12 protein-coding genes are annotated in these 16541 nt (G+C 47.1%); 6 read left to right on the top strand and 6 right to left on the bottom strand.

Annotated features, from left to right (window positions below; all coding sequences use genetic code 11):
- Positions 1 to 14: 14 nt before the first annotated feature.
- From BN3279_RS03160 to BN3279_RS03175, 4 genes are all read left to right on the top strand, one after another.
- The gene (locus BN3279_RS03160; RefSeq protein ID WP_059049199.1) at positions 15 to 1832 is read left to right on the top strand and encodes an APC family permease; all 1818 of its coding nucleotides are present in this window, start codon (positions 15 to 17) and stop codon (positions 1830 to 1832) included.
- Positions 1833 to 1920: 88 nt separating this feature from the next.
- Positions 1921 to 2715: a protein-glutamine gamma-glutamyltransferase gene (locus BN3279_RS03165; RefSeq protein ID WP_059049200.1), complete on the top strand. Its 795-nt coding sequence runs from the start codon at positions 1921 to 1923 to the stop codon at positions 2713 to 2715.
- A 165-nt stretch (positions 2716 to 2880) separates the two neighbouring features.
- Positions 2881 to 3252, top strand: coding sequence for an MmcQ/YjbR family DNA-binding protein (locus BN3279_RS03170; RefSeq protein ID WP_059049201.1), 372 nt, complete (start codon positions 2881 to 2883; stop codon positions 3250 to 3252).
- 134 nt (positions 3253 to 3386) lie between these two features.
- The gene (locus BN3279_RS03175; RefSeq protein ID WP_059049202.1) at positions 3387 to 4178 is read left to right on the top strand and encodes a DsbA family protein; all 792 of its coding nucleotides are present in this window, start codon (positions 3387 to 3389) and stop codon (positions 4176 to 4178) included.
- Positions 4179 to 4529: 351 nt separating this feature from the next.
- Here the strand turns inward: BN3279_RS03175 and BN3279_RS03180 are convergent, their stop codons facing one another.
- The 4 genes from BN3279_RS03180 to BN3279_RS03195 form a co-directional block, all read right to left on the bottom strand.
- Positions 4530 to 6176 (bottom strand): ABC transporter ATP-binding protein, encoded by a 1647-nt coding sequence (locus tag BN3279_RS03180; RefSeq protein WP_059049203.1) that lies wholly within the window; start codon positions 6174 to 6176, stop codon positions 4530 to 4532.
- The gene (locus tag BN3279_RS03185) at positions 6142 to 7437 is read right to left on the bottom strand and encodes a radical SAM/SPASM domain-containing protein (protein ID WP_059049204.1); all 1296 of its coding nucleotides are present in this window, start codon (positions 7435 to 7437) and stop codon (positions 6142 to 6144) included. The genes BN3279_RS03180 and BN3279_RS03185 overlap by 35 nt, the downstream gene beginning before the upstream one ends.
- Positions 7438 to 7451: 14 nt before the next feature.
- Positions 7452 to 8891 (bottom strand): radical SAM/SPASM domain-containing protein, encoded by a 1440-nt coding sequence (locus BN3279_RS03190; RefSeq protein WP_059049205.1) that lies wholly within the window; start codon positions 8889 to 8891, stop codon positions 7452 to 7454.
- A 431-nt stretch (positions 8892 to 9322) separates the two neighbouring features.
- Complete coding sequence (locus BN3279_RS03195; protein WP_059049206.1) at positions 9323 to 11095, bottom strand: flavocytochrome c; 1773 nt, start codon at positions 11093 to 11095, stop codon at positions 9323 to 9325.
- A gap of 313 nt (positions 11096 to 11408) precedes the next feature.
- On the opposite strand from BN3279_RS03195, the gene BN3279_RS03200 reads away from it, so the two are divergent.
- Complete coding sequence (locus BN3279_RS03200; RefSeq protein WP_232436738.1) at positions 11409 to 12260, top strand: CPBP family intramembrane glutamic endopeptidase; 852 nt, start codon at positions 11409 to 11411, stop codon at positions 12258 to 12260.
- Positions 12261 to 12275: 15 nt separating this feature from the next.
- The gene (locus BN3279_RS03205) at positions 12276 to 12875 is read left to right on the top strand and encodes a TetR/AcrR family transcriptional regulator (RefSeq protein WP_059049207.1); all 600 of its coding nucleotides are present in this window, start codon (positions 12276 to 12278) and stop codon (positions 12873 to 12875) included.
- Between the two features lie 166 nt (positions 12876 to 13041).
- Here the strand turns inward: BN3279_RS03205 and BN3279_RS03210 are convergent, their stop codons facing one another.
- Positions 13042 to 14670: a response regulator transcription factor gene (locus BN3279_RS03210; protein ID WP_059049208.1), complete on the bottom strand. Its 1629-nt coding sequence runs from the start codon at positions 14668 to 14670 to the stop codon at positions 13042 to 13044.
- On the bottom strand, positions 14667 to 16484 hold the full coding sequence (locus tag BN3279_RS03215) for a cache domain-containing sensor histidine kinase (protein ID WP_392396828.1): 1818 nt from the start codon (positions 16482 to 16484) through the stop codon (positions 14667 to 14669). The genes BN3279_RS03210 and BN3279_RS03215 overlap by 4 nt, the downstream gene beginning before the upstream one ends.
- Positions 16485 to 16541 lie beyond the last annotated feature (57 nt).

Consider the following 16541-nt stretch of genomic DNA (forward strand, 5'->3'; position numbering starts at 1 on the left):
AGAGGGGATATAACATGGTAAACAAAGTGAAGCGGGTACTCATTGGGCGACCGATGAAGAGCAAGGAGATTGAAGGCGAGAAGCTGGGTAAGCTGAAGGCGCTGGCTATTCTGTCTTCGGATGCACTGTCATCCGTGGCCTACGGGACTGAGCAGATTCTGCTGGTCCTGATGGCGGCGGGATTCTCCGCCCTATGGTATTCGATTCCGATTTCCTTTGCCGTACTTGGGCTATTGTTCATACTAATCTTATCTTATCGGCAAACCATCTTTTCTTATCCCTCCGGGGGTGGAGCTTATATCGTGGCCATGGATAATCTGGGACGATCCACGGGGCTGCTTGCTGGTGGTTCATTGCTCGTAGACTACATTCTGACCGTTGCAGTGAGTTCATCCGCCGGAACGGATGCGATTATTTCTGCCTTTCCGGTATTACATGATCATCGAGTGTTGATCGCGCTGATCATGATTACATTGCTTACGCTGATGAATTTACGCGGGGTGACCGAATCGGCCTCTGTCCTGGCTGTACCGGTATATCTGTTTGTCATTGCAATCTTCGTGCTGATTGGTTCTGGAGTAGTCAAATATGCTATGGGCGGTATTCATGCCGCCACGCCGGAGGTAGAGGCTACGGTATCCAACATCAGCCTGTTCCTGCTATTGAAGGCCTTTAGTTCCGGCTGCTCGGCCTTGACCGGGGTAGAAGCGGTGTCCAATGCCATTCCGAACTTCAAGAAGCCAGCGGCCCATAATGCAGCGGCTACACTGGCCATGATGGGTGTCATCCTATGCACGATGTTTATCGGTATTAGCCTATTGGCTTACTGGTACGGGATCAAGCCCGATCCCCAGGCTACGGTGGTTTCACAAATTGCAGAATCTACCTTTGGCCGGGGTACACTTTACTACGTCATCCAGGGGATTACCGCGTTGATTCTGTTTCTCGCAGCTAACACGGCATATTCGGCATTTCCGTTATTAGCGTTCATGCTGGCCAAGGACAAGTATATGCCTCACGCCTTTATGGTGCGCGGGGATCGATTGGGCTTCTCGAACGGCATTATTTTCCTGGGAGTGACTTCGGCCTTGCTGGTGATTGGCTTCGGCGGGAATACGGAAAGCTTGATTCCTCTTTATGCCGTAGGGGTATTTATCCCGTTCACTCTGTCGCAACTCGGCATGATGATTCGCTGGCTGAAGCTCAAGCCCAAAGGCTGGGTGCTCCGGTTGGCTATCAATACAGTAGGTATGCTGACTACGCTTGGGATTACGCTTATTTTTGTCATCACCAAGTTCTCGCATGTGTGGGTCGTCTTTATCTTCCTGCCGCTGGTCATGTTCCTGTTCTTCCAGATTCACCGCCATTATCAGAATATTGCTCAGCAGCTACGGATTTCCGTGGATGTGGAGAAGCCCGTGATGAAGGGAAGCACGATCGTGGTGCCGGTAGCCGGTATTACGCGGGTCGTCATGAATTCGCTGGGTTATGCCAAATCGCTTACCGATAATGTGGTAGCTGTGTATGTGGGGTTCGATGATGAGGAAATCAAGCGGATGGAGCAGAAATGGGCGGAATGGAATCCGGGAGTGCGGTTAATTACGCTGAGATCGAGCTTTAGAAGCATCGTTCGGCCCATCATGAAATTTATTGATACGGTGGAGTGGAAAACCTCGGAGACCGATCATATCACGGTGCTGATTCCGCAATTCATTACACGCCATTGGTGGCAGAATATGCTGCACAACCAGTCCAGCCTGGTGTTACGAGCTTACCTGTACAATCATAAGGACGTCGTTATCGCGACCGTACCCTTCCATTTGCAAAAGTAGGCTTGGGTGTCCGGGCGAGTGTTCACCAAACCGGGCGATCGCACGTACAATAACCTGAATACCCTAACATGACAAGGAGGGGAATGGGTTGATTGTTCTGCCACCGAGCGACAAGAGCCAGCTCTCGCAAATGAGCTTGCCTCCGTTCCAACAGGAAATTGTGCAGGCTATGGAGAGGAGTCCGGTGCCCCATCGATATAGCTCGCTGGATGAGCTTCTCTTCGAATTGAACTTACGGGGATCGATTGTAGGGTCGGCATTGGCGCTCAACCAGAGTGGAGCCAAGTTCGCCGTCTATCGCAAATCGCATTGTAACGAAATGTACTGGTCGCGTACGGACGAAGGAGGCTTCCGGTTAAGAAGCGGTGTAGCGCCTTCTGATGCCATTCAGGACATTTACCTGAACGGGCCGTTGTATGGCTTCGAATGCTCCATGGCCATGATGATTGTGATGTACAAGGCTGTGCTGGATCAGATTGGAAGCCGCGCATTCAATACGTATTTCACTGATCTGTATCTGTTCGATTGGCACTACGACAGTGATCTCGGCTTTGCCCAAGGTAACCGGAGACTAGGTGTGTATCCTGGGGATATCCTGTACTTTAAGAACCCGGATCATAACCCCGAGACGCCCGAATGGCAAGGAGAGAATGTCATCGTGCTGGGCGACGACCTGTTCTACGGTCACGGCATCGGCGTTCGTAATTCATCAGAGATTATTGGTGCCCTCAATCAGCGACGGAAGCCAGGCGCCCGAAGATCGGCCTACCTGCTCGATTTAATCATCCATCCCGATTATAATCACATTCGCGGGCTTCGGGGCGTGTACGCACGGATCGGTACTTCGGTGTATCGTTACTCTGGAGCAGGGCAGCAGGCTTAAGACATGTTGTTCTGTGAAAATAGTAATCAAAAAATGACGGCAGGGGATGGTCCCGATGCCGTCATTTTTTTTGAAGCTCTCCACGTAATTGTGCAGAATATTAGAACAAATGATATAGTTACACCAGAATATGACTAAGATAAGACAAGGTTAGGAGAGGTGTCCGTGCACAAGCAATTGAGAAAATACTGTTTGTCCAAAAAAGGAGCAGTCGAGGAATATCCCTTCGGACCCGATACTGCGGTGATGAAGGTAGGAGGCAAAATGTTTGCGTTACTGCCTGTTCCAGGCGAATTCTCTACAATATCCATCTCGCTGAAATGTGATCCGATCATTGCGGAAAATCTTCGGGAGCAGCATGCTTGCGTGACTGCTGGATATCATCTGAACAAAAAACATTGGAACACCGTCGTTGTCGATGGTAGCTTGCCAATGGACGACCTGCGAGCTATGATCGACCACTCCTATGATCTGGTGCTGAAGGGACTAAGCAAAGCTGCCCGGGAAGCGGTACTGATGCGGTTAAGCGAGACTTAATATAAATGTGTGTGTCCTGGGAAGACGACTTTTTGAACAACCTCTATAAGTATGTTGTGACTAACATTACGTCCCTAGCCGGGGGCCATGCGCTAGAATGAGGACGACACCAATATTTGGAGGTATGAGCGCGCATGGCCCAAGGCAAGGGTAGAAATCAAGGCGGCAAACCAGCCGCGAAAGGCAAGGCAGCGAAGTATCAAGAGAAGAACAGTGGGAAGTCCAATTTTCTATTTGTGCTATCACTAATTGTGTTAGGTGTGTTGGTGATTGTGCTGTCCTTCTTCTTCCTTAAGGATTCGAAGGAATCGGAGGCATCCTCGCTGAAGGACCTGCCGAACTACACCGAGATTAAGGGCGATTATGAAGCCAAAGGATTAAAATACGAGAAGCAACCACATCTGGGGAACCCTGAGGCGAAGGTCAAGGTGATGGAATTCGCCGACTTCAAATGCCCGGCTTGCATGAAGTGGGAAGCGGCTTACATGGATCAATTCCAGCAAGAGTTCATCGATACCGGGAAGGTGGAATTCTTCTTCACTAACTATGCATTCATCGACCGGGATTCCATTATGGCAGCTAGCGCAGGTGAAGCGATTGCTGCGCAAAACAACGAAAAGTTCTGGGAATTCAAGAAAAAGCTATATGCGAACCAAGGCGACGAGACGAAGATTTGGGCTACGCCTGAATTCCTGCTCGACTTCGTCAAGAAGAATATCGACGGCATTGACTACGAACGGTTCGCCAAGGATTTACAGGATCGTACCTACATGCTGGCCGTGAAGGAAGACTTCAAGACGGCTGGATACTACGGTGTCAATGGTACACCGCAGTTCATGGTGAACGGTGAGTTACTGCCGACCTCCTCCTACGAGGAATTGGCCGCTGCTATTGAGGCAGCGCTGGCGGCTGAGGGCGGACAGTAAGCGTCTCATCTTATCTGCATCCACCAGCAACCTATTGTTACATACTGTTGGGAGCGCACATTAGTAGGAAATTCTCCCGCTAATTAGTGGGAAAACGCTAATTTTAGAGATTTAACTGGAAAAACTCCCTATAAATCCTCATATCAGGCCTATAATGGGTAATTTAGCCCGAATTATATGGAGAATTTCCCTATAATAGCTGGTTATTACTCTAAAAGTAACTTTTATATGGAGGATTTCCCGTTAAATCTGGCAGATGGATAGTCGGAGTATAAACGAACACAAGCCTTCGATTCGTACAACAGAATCGAAGGCTTGCTCATTTTGCTGGTATCAAGTCACCCAACAGCTCTATGAGTGAGCCATCTCCACGGCTGGCTTGCTTAACTGCAAGGACTTGTTACAAAGAATATCAAAGGAATGGCTGTGGTCGATGAAGATACAAATACGGTCATTGAGTGCGGTCTGCAACAGTTCATTCATCAGCCGCTTGGTCTCGTCATCCAGGTGAGCGGCAATTTCGTCGAATAGCAGGACGCTGGATTCTCTCAGCAGGGCTCTGGCAATGGCAATACGCTGAATTTCCCCACCCGAGAGCCGGCTCCCGTTCTCCCCGATAGTCTGTCCCCCAAGCTTGTCCATCACTTTGCCAAGCTCGGTTAATTCCACCACTTCCCTGTACCTGGCTTCATCGACATGCTCTACCCCATATTTAACGTTGTTCTCAATCGTATCATTAAATAGATAGATTTTCTGCGAGACGATGCCTATATTCTTACGCAAAGATTTCCGGGAGATGGACGTAATATCGGTGCCATTCAGCAGAATTTGCCCTTCCGTGCAATTATATAAACCCATGAGCAAGCGGAAAAAGGTGGTCTTCCCCGAACCGTTCTCACCATAGATTATCAATTTATCGGTCCGTTCCAAGCCGAATTCGAGATTTTGAAACAGGAAGGGTGAATTCTTATAGTGAAAACCCACCTGACGGACCTGAATATCATTAACTTCCTTCAACTCCAGCTTATGATCATCCTCAGCATCCTCCAAAGTCTCTTCCAGGAACAAGCTAAGTCTTTGCAAGCTTACCAATGCCGGTTGAAGGGTTAAGGTTGCGCCCGTAATGCTCTGAATCGGGGTATACAGCTTGGGTACATAACTCAGGAAAATCATATATACACCGATAGAAAGCTGCTGATCGATGAACAATTTGCCCCCGGATAACATCAGAATAACGGTAGCCATGGCGCCCAGGAAAATAATCATTTCCATACCCAGCGAGTAGCTTAAAGTTTGCTTGACGTTAGCTTTCATTAATTTGCGAGTCATCTCATTAATTTTCTCTGATTCTATCTCTTCTAGCGATAAATTCTTAACCTCTTCAATACCGCCTACGGACTGCTGAATTTTGCTGTTAAGCTGGGCGCTCTTCTCAGCAATTTCTTTTGAAAATTTGGCAACAGAGCCCATCAGCCTGGTAGAGATCAGATAATAGCAAGGAATCAGCAGGCACATGATCAAGGTTAAGGGCACACTTTGCAGCAACAAAATGATAAGCACGCCTACAAATTCAAAAAAACCAAGCACCATTTTAAAAGTATTGGCCGAGAACAGTCCGCTCAAATTATTTACTTCGTTAAGTCGGGCCGTAATATATCCGCTCTCCTTGAAATTGTAGAAGTCCAGTGGATACTTGAGCAGCTTCCTGGAAATTTCTTCTCTAATCTTGAAAATGATGTTCTGATTCATGTGCGTAAACAGATAAGTCGATATGTAGCTCAGGACGCTCTTCACGAGATAGACTACAGCCAATGCCGAGCTATAGATCAGAACGATGCGATACTGCCCCTTCATCAGCCCCTCATCGAATACCTTCTGAATCAGAAAGGCGGGGATGAGTCCAATCCCCGTAATAACGATGAGCAGCAGAAAGGACTGCATGATTTTATTCTGGAAATGCTTGCTATAGCTCCATACCAACTTTAGATTTTTCCCCATGATTGTTCTCCTGACCTTGATGGATTTCGCTACAGTATTTCGTCCCTTCGTAGCTGCCGGAAGCATAATAATCGAGAGCCCGACAATCGAAGCAGAACAAATTCCGTGCGCATTGGTCGCAGCCTTGCATGTCCTTCTTAGGCGTTGTCCAATATTTCTTATGGCGTTGCTCGTTAAATATTTTATAAAGTGGCTCTTCACGAATGTTGCCCAAGCGATCTTGGCTCTGGCGCATCATCATGCAGGGGTATAACGTGCCATCAGCCGAGATGAAAATTTGTCCATGCAGACAATTATGATAATGCTCAAGCAATTGATAATTTTGTATATTAACGGGCATTTCCCTTTCAGTAGGGTCCATCATTTGCGATAACAACTTGTCTGGATAATAGGGGCTTGCCGGATATAGATACATGAGGCTGGTTTGTTTGTTGGCATAAAAATGCTTCATCTCTCTAGCATGATCCTCATTTAAGGAGGTCATAACCAGCGAAACATAATGCTGAATATCGTATTTCTCCAGAATCTCCAGGCTGGTACGGAATAGATCGAAGCTTGCGGCTTGTCCGGTAATCTGAGCATAACCCTCAGAAGTGGATTCAAAGACCTGGAGTATGAGATCAACCCGATGTACCTTCAGAAATTTACCGATTTCTTCGTCGATCAACGTGCCATTCGTCATGATGGTGCACTTCACCCCATGATCCGACAAAATTTCGATCAGGTGCTTCAGCACATCCCAACGTAAGAAAGGTTCCCCTCCAGAAAAAATCACCTGCTTTACCCTTAAATGTATAATATTCTGTATCGTTTCCTCCCAATCCTCTAAAGACAGTCGTTCATTCGTATTTGACCATTTCTTGCAGCCGCATGACCGATAGACGATATTGTCGGACGTGCAAAATTGGCAATTCATATTGCATTCTCCCGTAAGCTCAAGCACGGCCCGATTCAATTGAAAGGGTCTTAACGTATCGCTCTTCAGAAATTTGGCATCATGCGTCCTGATCTTGGGAATATACACCTGCTGCTCATAAAGCTGCCCAAGGCCAAGCTGCAACAGAAACTGGATAAAGCCGTCCAGGTTCTCGGTGTTATCCTCCTCCTTGAGTTGTTCAATGGAGGTGCCGGATTGAAGTCGATCTAATATCTCGCTCTGCCAGACTTTAAGCGGCTCCTTCTTGCCAGTACCCATGTTATAGATGAACGAGGCTGTTCGCCCCTGTAAGTGCAGCACTTCGCGATGCAGGTAAAAAAACATAGTGTAACCCCCTGTTAGAATATGGATAATTCCGGGTTTTCTTCAAGCAAGGAATAATACAAGGAGAATGCAGATTTCATCCAGTCCTGAAAATAATCACAATACCCCTCAGGGATTCCAAATTCAGCACCTTCTTGTTCCAACGTGACATAACAGATATTGCACAGGCTTCTCACCTTGCAGTCCTGACATTTTTCCCGAATAACCGATAGTCCTTTATTCAGAATTTGTGTTTGTTGCTCCATATTCAATCCTTGATGTATATCTCCGATGGGGTATTGCGGGCTGATCTTCTCACACATATGGAATTGCCCGTTAACATCTACCGTCAACTTGCTAATGCCAGGAACACACAATCCGCCCAATGGATTATGAGCGTAATTGATGTTCATAGAGGGCTCAAAGATAAGCCCTTGCACATACTTGCGAATAAAGTTGGTGAGGGGACGCCCGGCTCTAACGAGGCCGATGAACTCGTCTTTGGAAGCTTGTTGTTTCTGGATTACGAGGTTGTCTGCTTGCTCTGAATTATTGTAATAATCAGAATTCAAATCCTTTACCCGCGTAATCCGCGCAATCCGGCTATCCAGATTAGGGTGCTGGGCGAAGAATTTGTTCAATCGGCTAAGATCGCTGATGTTATCGTAGGTAATCAACAGAGAGTAGGGATATATTTCATCATTATGGGCGGATTGCTCTCTGTACATCTCATCGAGCATGAGTAAATTGTTGAACACAATATCAAACGTAGGTTTGCCTGAGACGGTGATTCGGTTCCGGTCATGCTCTTCTTGATCACCGTCCAGACTGACGGAAATAGCAAAATGATGATCCAGTAAAAATTGCAATCTCTTTCGGTCCAGCAAATATCCGTTCGTTGTTACCGAGAATACCATTCGGGAGAAATACGATTTGTATTTCTCTTCGACATATTGCACGACCCCTTGGATGGTGCTGAAATTCAATAAAGGTTCTCCACCGTAGAAGCCGATGCTTATGCTCAAGTTAGGATTGTATTGGATGCTCTCCATATTGTTGCTCATATAGAGATCAACGGCCGCTTTAGCGGTATCGAGGCTCATTTGCTCGTTGCTATAGCCGCTATTAAGGCCGTAATGGTCGGAGTACACGCAATATTTACAACGAAAATTGCAGGCTTCAGTCAACGTTAAGCATAAATGGGCAATGCCCTCTTTCCGTAATCGCTCCTCCATTTGTTCTTGAGTGAATACAGGGGTCTGCGGCTGGGGCGTGACGAAGAGTCCGTATTGCTTAATCTTCTGGGACAACTCCTGAAGCCGGGGCTCTCTATTTAAAACTTCCATATCCAAAGTTCCATGGTCGTGTTCTATTTGTTCCAGATATTCTTTCTCGTAACCTTCGGTTGGAAATACGAGTCTCGTAGCATCGTCGTAGAAATAGGCATGGCGTTCTGTCGCGAACAAAAGGGGCATGGACGTTACCTCCTAATAGTGCGCCAAAGGCACGACCGTAGCCGCGCCTTTGGCAGATAATAGATAAACATTAGGCAGATTTCGCTACGTTAAACGCGGAACCGGCCCCAATGACGTCAGCGATCGGGGATACAGTATCTGCAATACATGCTGCTACGCAACCCGTTACGCACACTACATCACAAAATAATCCCATAACTTGCATAATGGCACCTTCCTTCTTTGTGAATTTAATTACATACTCATTCTATGAAAATTATGGAAAAGCCCACTATGATATTTTTTACAAAAATAGGTTTTTATATGGAATTATTTTCTAATTTAGCTAGTTAGCTCAATGATATACTCTCGTAAAATAAGCACAAAAAAGCCCCTCCTCACCAAAGGAAAAAACCACTTTTGCGAGGAGGGACTTGATTATATCGTATTAATTATTTCAATTCTGCTGCTGCTGTTTGGCCTGCGATACGTCCGAAGACGATGATGTCGGCTACAGCATTACCGCCGATACGGTTACCGCCGTGCACGCCGCCAGCAATTTCACCGGCTGCATACAGACCGGAAATCGCTTGTCCTTCAGGATTCAGGACATGGGTTTGGGTATCAATCTTCACGCCACCCATCGTATGGTGGACACCTGGTGTTACAGGGATGGCGTAGTAAGGGCCTGCTTCAAGGGTTTGCGTCAAGTGAGCTCTCTCGAATTCAGTATCCTTACCGTCCTTAACAAATTGCGTATAAGTCTTCAGGGTAGCTTCCAGAGTGGCAGCATCGAGGTTCAACTCGCCAGCCAGCAGGGCAAGGTCATCTCCCTTGGTTGCGTAACCCTCTTTGATATATTTGGCCAATGAAGCATTCTCATCAACCATTTCCTGATTTGTGATCAAGTAAGCCATCTTATCGGTTTGCTTCAAGATATTTTGCGATACCACGTCACGTGTAAGCAGTTCGTTGGTAAAGCGTTTGGCTTCTTTGTTTACCAGAATTGCACCATCACCACGAAGTCCTTCAGTGAACATATAACCGGATTCAGGATCGGTGGTAGGGTGGATTTGGATTTGTTCAATTTGCATCAGATCAGCACCAGCTTCTTGAGCCATGACGATCCCTGAACCGGTTGCTCCGGCATGATTCGTTGTGGAGAAGCCTTCTAGCTCAGGGCGATATTGCACGACCATTTCACTGTTGGCTCCAAAACCGCCGGTAGCGAGAATAACTGCTTTGGCATTGACCTTAAATGGATTTTCATTTTTGTCGACAGCTTCAACGCCTACAACTGCACCGTCTTGTTGGATAAGCTTCACAGCTTTGGAGTTGAGCAGAATATCAACCCCCAGCTCTTTTAATTTCTCTGACAGAACATTTACAACGACTGGACCAATAGCTGATCCGTCTGCCGGAGTATGAATTCTTGGATTCGTTGCTCCACCCGACAAGGACACTCGGGAAATGCCTGCGCCCATATCGTTCAACCAATAGATTGCTTCCGGTGCATTATCGACCAGAGTGCGAAGCAATTCCGGATCGTTAATGTTATGACCGCCTTTTAACGTGTCATCATAGAACGTTTGCTTCGAATCCTTGATGCCGTTCTCTTCCTGAATCGTTGTTTCTGCGGCGTTAAGACCGCCGGTAGCGCGGTTGGTATTACCGCCGATGATTGGCATTTGTTCCAGGATAACAACGGATTTGCCGGCTTCCTTGGCTTCAATAGCCGCCGAGAGACCTGCTCCGCCGGAGCCAACGATGACCACATCGACGTCAAGATCTTCTTGCTTGGCTTCTTCAACAGCTAGTTTGTTGGCTGGGTCTTTCAGATCGTTAATATTGGCTCCGGCTTTTTCCAGGGCCAGGGTAACTGCTTCGATAATGCCTGCACTGGATTCGCTGGCACCTGACACAGCATCGACCGCCAAGCTTTGGGTGTTGATGATGTCACCTGTCAACTGAGCGACAGCTCCATCTCCGATACTGCCTGTCTCACCATCGGCTGTAATCTCGATGGATTCAATTTTGTCTGCGGACACGGTTACCGTGGCCTTAATCTCACCGCCATGTCCCTTCGACACGCCTTCGTACGTACCTGGCGTAAATTTGCCGCCTGCGGCCGCAGCGCCTTCATTAGCTGGCTTCTCTTGATTGCAACCAACGACGAGTAGCATGATAAGTCCAACCATAAGAATTGCAAATAAACTCTTTTTCACTATGCAACGCCCCTTTGTGTATTATTTCACAATGTTGTGTTGCCCCATATTAGCATGATTCGTTAGACAGGCATTATAATAATTGTCACACCGTCTATTAGAAAGGTCATAATATCAGGCTGGCAATCTGTAGTTCTAACCCGTGAAAAGAATGGTTAATTAGGGCTTTTTTGATTCGTAGCTCCTCAGGTATTTTCTGATCAATACGACTTTCCATGGCATAGATGCCTGTTGACAGAGATCTATAAAGTCGTGTACATTTTAATTACCGACCGATAAGTCGGTAATTAAAATGAGAGATGGGTGTAGTTCAATGGGAGAGAAATATGGCCTCCAACCACCAATTCCACTTGGCTTTAAATCAGTGGCAGGCTTGATCTTCATTTTTATTGTCTGGCAGGGTGGTACTTTATTATGGTTCAATTTACTTCAAGCCATCATACCGGCTACTCGCTCAGGACTTCCCAATCTGATTATTCTTTACTTGTCCTTTTTTTTCTTGATTCTGGGAGTTTTCGTGGTAACGAGGTATTTCTTCAAAATTCCTTTTAAGACATTTTTGTTTGAAAATAAAAGACCCGATTATCGAAAGTTTTTGGTTTATTTTTCGTGGTATTTTATTGCGCTTATCGTGTATTTGCTTGTTGATATAGTCGCGCATCCTCAATCCTTTATACTTCATTTTCAGCCACTTTCGTGGTTAGGTGTATTTATTGTTACAGTTCCATTGGTTTTATGCCAAAGTGCTGCCGAAGAGATTTTATTTAGAGGCTATATGTATCGTATGTTCAGATCATTGAGAGGCGGTGTATTTTGGTCCATCCTCGTCACGTCCCTGTTCTTTGCTTTGCTTCATGGTTTTAATCCTGAAATGCTTCATTATGGAATATATGGCCCATTGTATTACTTGCTGATGGCACTTTTTTTGGGGGTAGTTGCGTATCACACCAATAGTCTGGCAGCGCCCATCGGAATTCATTTTGCAACTAACATATTTAATACATCCATTTGGGGATATGGAACATCGACGTTGGAAAATATGGGGCTACAAAATATTGTATACCGACATACACTGGACATGCGGTTTGCATTCTTTGGAATTCTTGTTATCGTTGTCTCATATGGTGCTTTTCAATTTATGAAATATAAAAGGAACCCGTCCTAAGGCTGGGAGGAACTTATGAGCAGAAGGAGATTGCCGGCAGAAGAAGCAAAATCAATTATTTTGCATCATGCAAGGTTGTTATTCATTAAAAAAGGTTACGATCGGGCTACTATGGACGACTTATGTGTGTTGACACAGATGAGCAAGGGAAATTTATACCACCATTATAAAAACAAAGAGGTGATTTTTCTTCAACTGCTTACCCAGCATACGGAAGAAATGTCACAAAAGTTCTTTCTTTTGGCTGAGCAATCCACGTCTCCCAGCGAACAATTACTTGAAATGGCCGATTTATTTGGAAGAGATTGTGAAAGTCCACTGATTCAAGCAATGCAAGAGTACGCCAGATTACTTACTGACGAATCCAAATCATTGTCTACTTTACGAGAGATCACAGAAATAGCCTATAGCGCTATAAAACAATTGCTACAAAGAGGAATTGACCAAGGTTGTTTTGTTAATGAAGACATTGAAACATTAAGCTTTGGAGTGATGGCCACATTGGCTGGAGCAACGCAACTTTGCCTTACACTTCCCAATTTAAGCGGGGACGAATACGCAGAACTACATGTCAATGCGATAAGAATGCTTTTGAGAGGAATTTCGTTAAGTTGAGGCTGGAGGTGCCCAAACGGCAGCCGACACAGTCGAAGCGAATTGAGATTCGGGATTAAAATTAAAATATATCGTTCGTGATCGTCGTGAGAAGCCCCAGGAATGCCGTAAATCAGCATTCTCGGGGCTTCTTTATCTAGTCCCCCATACCGCGGGTAAGCAGCCCTTATTTTTTATGCTGTTTGCGGAATTCACCTGGCGATATTCCTTCTTGCTTTTTGAACACCTGGCTGAAATATTTCTCGTTCTTGAATCCGACCATCTCGGCAATGGCCGCCAGCTTCATCTGCGGGTTACGTAGCAATTGCTTGGCATGATCGATGCGAATTTTCGTCAAATAGTCCGACATATTCGTCCCGTAGGTTTGTTTGAATTTGCGCGATATATATTCTCTGCTAACGAAGAACCGCTTGGCAATATCGTATAGAGAGAGGTCCTGGTTGTAATTCTGTTGCATATGAGCAATAACATCATTCATCAAATTCTGCCCCGAGGTTTGTGTGGATAGCAGGCTGGCAGATAACCGCAACAGGGACTGCTGCCAGTACGCTTTCCAGTCTGTCAGGGAGAAGATGTCCTTATCCGGGTTTGGTGCAGACGTTTTGGGGATGGCTGCTAACAATTCTCCGGCTGCACTGCCTATCGTATCGTAAGCGATCCGGGTCTGGAACCGTTCGATATCCCGATTCCACTGTTCCAGATGGCGGGGCGTAATTTGTCCGTTCTGTTGCAGTCGCACCATCCATTTGGAGACGGCCTGTTCAATGACATCCGACTGGCCGCTCAGCAGCGCAGTCTTCCAGTGTTCTTCTACTTCACCGAAGCGAACAAGCTCTTGCCCCTCATCGTTCGTAGCTGTGGAACTGACGGGAGCCGAAGCCACATGAATATGCTGTCCCAGCAAGAGAAGATTTCGAGAGCGCAATGCTCTCATCCCGGCTTCATAGGCGGCTGGAAGCTCGACATAGTCATGAATAATCGGACCTACGCCAAAGTGCATATTTCTCTGCAAAATCTGAGCAAAGACCTGGTTAATCTCTTGAAGTAGCGTTGTGTAAGCGTCGGGGTGGCGCCATAGAAGCAGGACGATAATTTGCTGCGTGCCCCAATGCTTGAAGGCGATGCCTGCTTCTCTCTCCCGGAGCAGCTCGTTGCAAATATTAAGCAGGGTGAAGACCAGCAGTTCCTTCTCCTGTCCAAATTTCGCTGATAAGGCTTGATCGCTATCATCAATTTGCAGCAGCGCGGGCCTGAAGGTAGTGATCTGCTCGGGTAAAACAGCAAGGTCCCGGAGACGCCGGAGCGCCTGGGTCTGCGAACGCGGGTCTTCGATTAAGCTGGTTAACAGCTTCTCGGAATAGACCGGACGATATTCGTTGACAGATACGTCCTTGCTCAGCAGTGCGGTGCGCTCCTGCTGTTCTTCCTTCCAGGCGGCGACGGCCTTCTGTACCGCAATATTAACCATCTTCTCATCAATGGGCTTGAGGATATAATCAATGCCGCTGTACCAGATGGTATTCCGCATAAACTCAAAATCATTATGCCCGCTGATGACGATGAACTTCGTATCGGGAACGGTGGTGTGGAGCCACTCCATCAGGTCCAGTCCGTTCTTCAAGGGCATGTGAATGTCCATAAGGACAATTTGAGGCTGCTCTTGCTGGATAACCTGCATCGCTTCCAGGCCGTTAGTGGCCTCATCTACCTGGCAGATACCATAGGCCTCCCAATCCACAATCAACCGAATCGATTTGCGTACCGGCTTCTCATCGTCCACAATCAAGGCCTTCACTGGGGTTCACCTTCCACTCTCATCGTTAGTATGGCCCTGAAGCCATGGGGCTGAAGATTCTCAACCTCAAAGTGGCTATCCTCTCCGTAGAACAGCTTCAGTCGGGTCATCACGTTCACTAATCCGATGCCGCCTTCATCCTCTCCTGATCTAGCGGAATCGGACAAGCCCTCAACCGGATTTTGCGCAGCTTGTTCCAAGCGTTGTTGAAGGCGCTGCCAAACTTCCTCAGGCATGCCGTTTCCGTTATCTTCCACCGTCAATTGCAAGGTGCTGGAGTCGATCCAGAGGCTGGTCAAAATGATCTGGCTGGATTCCTCCAGCGGGTCCCGACCGTGCTTGAAGTAGTTCTCGACCAGCGGTTGCAAAATCATTTTGGGGACCTGGACATCGAGCGTCGTTTTATCCACATCGTAGCGGACTTTGAAGTCTTGGTCAAACCTTTCGGCTTGCAGTTCCATGTAATCCTTGACATGTTCTAGCTCCTTATCCAGAGCTACCGGCTCGTCCGTATTGTACATACTGTAACGCATCATTCGCGACAATGTAGAGATTAGAGAATATACTCGCTTGACCCCATGCTCCAGAGCCAGCGAGCCGATGGATTGTAGCGAATTATTCAGAAAATGGGGATTCACTTGAGCTTGTAGCGCCCGCAACTGATTGGTGGTATTAGCTAGCTTAAGCTTGTATTCGCGAAGAATTAAATTGTTGATCGTATCCATCATGCTGCTCAAGCGGCGGTACACCACCCCGATTTCATCCTTGCGGTTTGTTTCAATATCTACCGTCAAATGTCCAGTCTGGATTTGATTCATGTACCAGACAAGCCGCTTGATGGGCTTGGTCAAGCTCACAGAGATGAGAATAATCATGCCGATGATTAAGAGCAGAGAAGCCGCCAGCAGCAGAACATTGATTGCTGCCGCCTGCTGGGTATCCCGCGTCAGATAAGAGGCGGGGATCTGCTTGACCAGCCGCCACTTGCTGAAGGCAGTATCAACGGTGTCGTACACAAAGATTTGCTTGTCCTCTTCAAAGCTGCCCCGGGGAGCCCCGTTCATCACCTGCGTACGGTACCAGGGAGCAGTGAATTTCTGACCGATGCGCTCCGGTTCGCCGGAATAAATGACATACCCGTCCTCGTCCAGAAGATAGAGCTTCTCATGCTCGGCTTGGAACAATTGGTTGCTGATGCGAGAGATCGCATCGAGCCGAATGTCCATGGCTAACAGTCCCAGTCGGTTATCCGAAGGAATTTGTCTGATCGAGCGGTACAGGGTAAGCACCTTCTGTTCCCCACTGCCAACAGGCGGAACGTCGAAGCCGTAATTGTAAGGGGCATGGGGGGAGCTTAGGGTAAGCGCCAACTCGTTGCTCCAGTTGCCTGGAATGTAGCTGTCGATATCGCTCATTCGTTTTAACGAGCTGGGGGTCAGCAGTGTTGCTTGTCGCTTCTTGTCCACATAGAGATAGATTTGCAGCACGTCCTTGGAGGCGGCGGCCATCGATTGCAGGGTGGCCATTTGCTGGCCCCGGGCTGAGATATTCTCGAACCCGTAGGGCAGGCTCCGATAGAAGAAGTCATCGGAATAGACTGAGAGGGAGTTGCGGTTAAGCTCTTCCAGGTAGTTCTTGATATTCTCGCTGCCCTGGAAGAGTAAGCTCCCATTATCCTGCACGGCTCGCTCTTTCAGGGAGTGGGTAGTATAGGAATAGCTGATAATCATCGTCGCTACACTGGGAACAAGCGCGGCAATAATCAGCCCGACAATTAGCTTGGTACGGATACTGCTCCAGTTCAAAGAGGCCACCTGCCTATGATCAATATTTTATACCTTATAGTTCACATTATCAGGTATTCCCCGATT

It is taken from the genome of Paenibacillus senegalimassiliensis (assembly GCF_001486585.1).
Classification (GTDB): Bacteria; Bacillota; Bacilli; order Paenibacillales; family Paenibacillaceae; genus Fontibacillus; species Fontibacillus senegalimassiliensis.

Coding starts and splice junctions, on each gene's coding strand:
- BN3279_RS03200 (WP_232436738.1), top strand. CDS start 11,409: ATGGGAGAGAAATATGGCCTCCAACCACCAATTCCACTTGGCTTTAAA.
- BN3279_RS03175 (WP_059049202.1), top strand. CDS start 3,387: ATGGCCCAAGGCAAGGGTAGAAATCAAGGCGGCAAACCAGCCGCGAAA.
- BN3279_RS03160 (WP_059049199.1), top strand. CDS start 15: ATGGTAAACAAAGTGAAGCGGGTACTCATTGGGCGACCGATGAAGAGC.
- BN3279_RS03180 (WP_059049203.1), bottom strand. CDS start 6,176: ATGGGGAAAAATCTAAAGTTGGTATGGAGCTATAGCAAGCATTTCCAG.
- BN3279_RS03185 (WP_059049204.1), bottom strand. CDS start 7,437: ATGTTTTTTTACCTGCATCGCGAAGTGCTGCACTTACAGGGGCGAACA.
- BN3279_RS03190 (WP_059049205.1), bottom strand. CDS start 8,891: ATGCCCCTTTTGTTCGCGACAGAACGCCATGCCTATTTCTACGACGAT.
- BN3279_RS03205 (WP_059049207.1), top strand. CDS start 12,276: ATGAGCAGAAGGAGATTGCCGGCAGAAGAAGCAAAATCAATTATTTTG.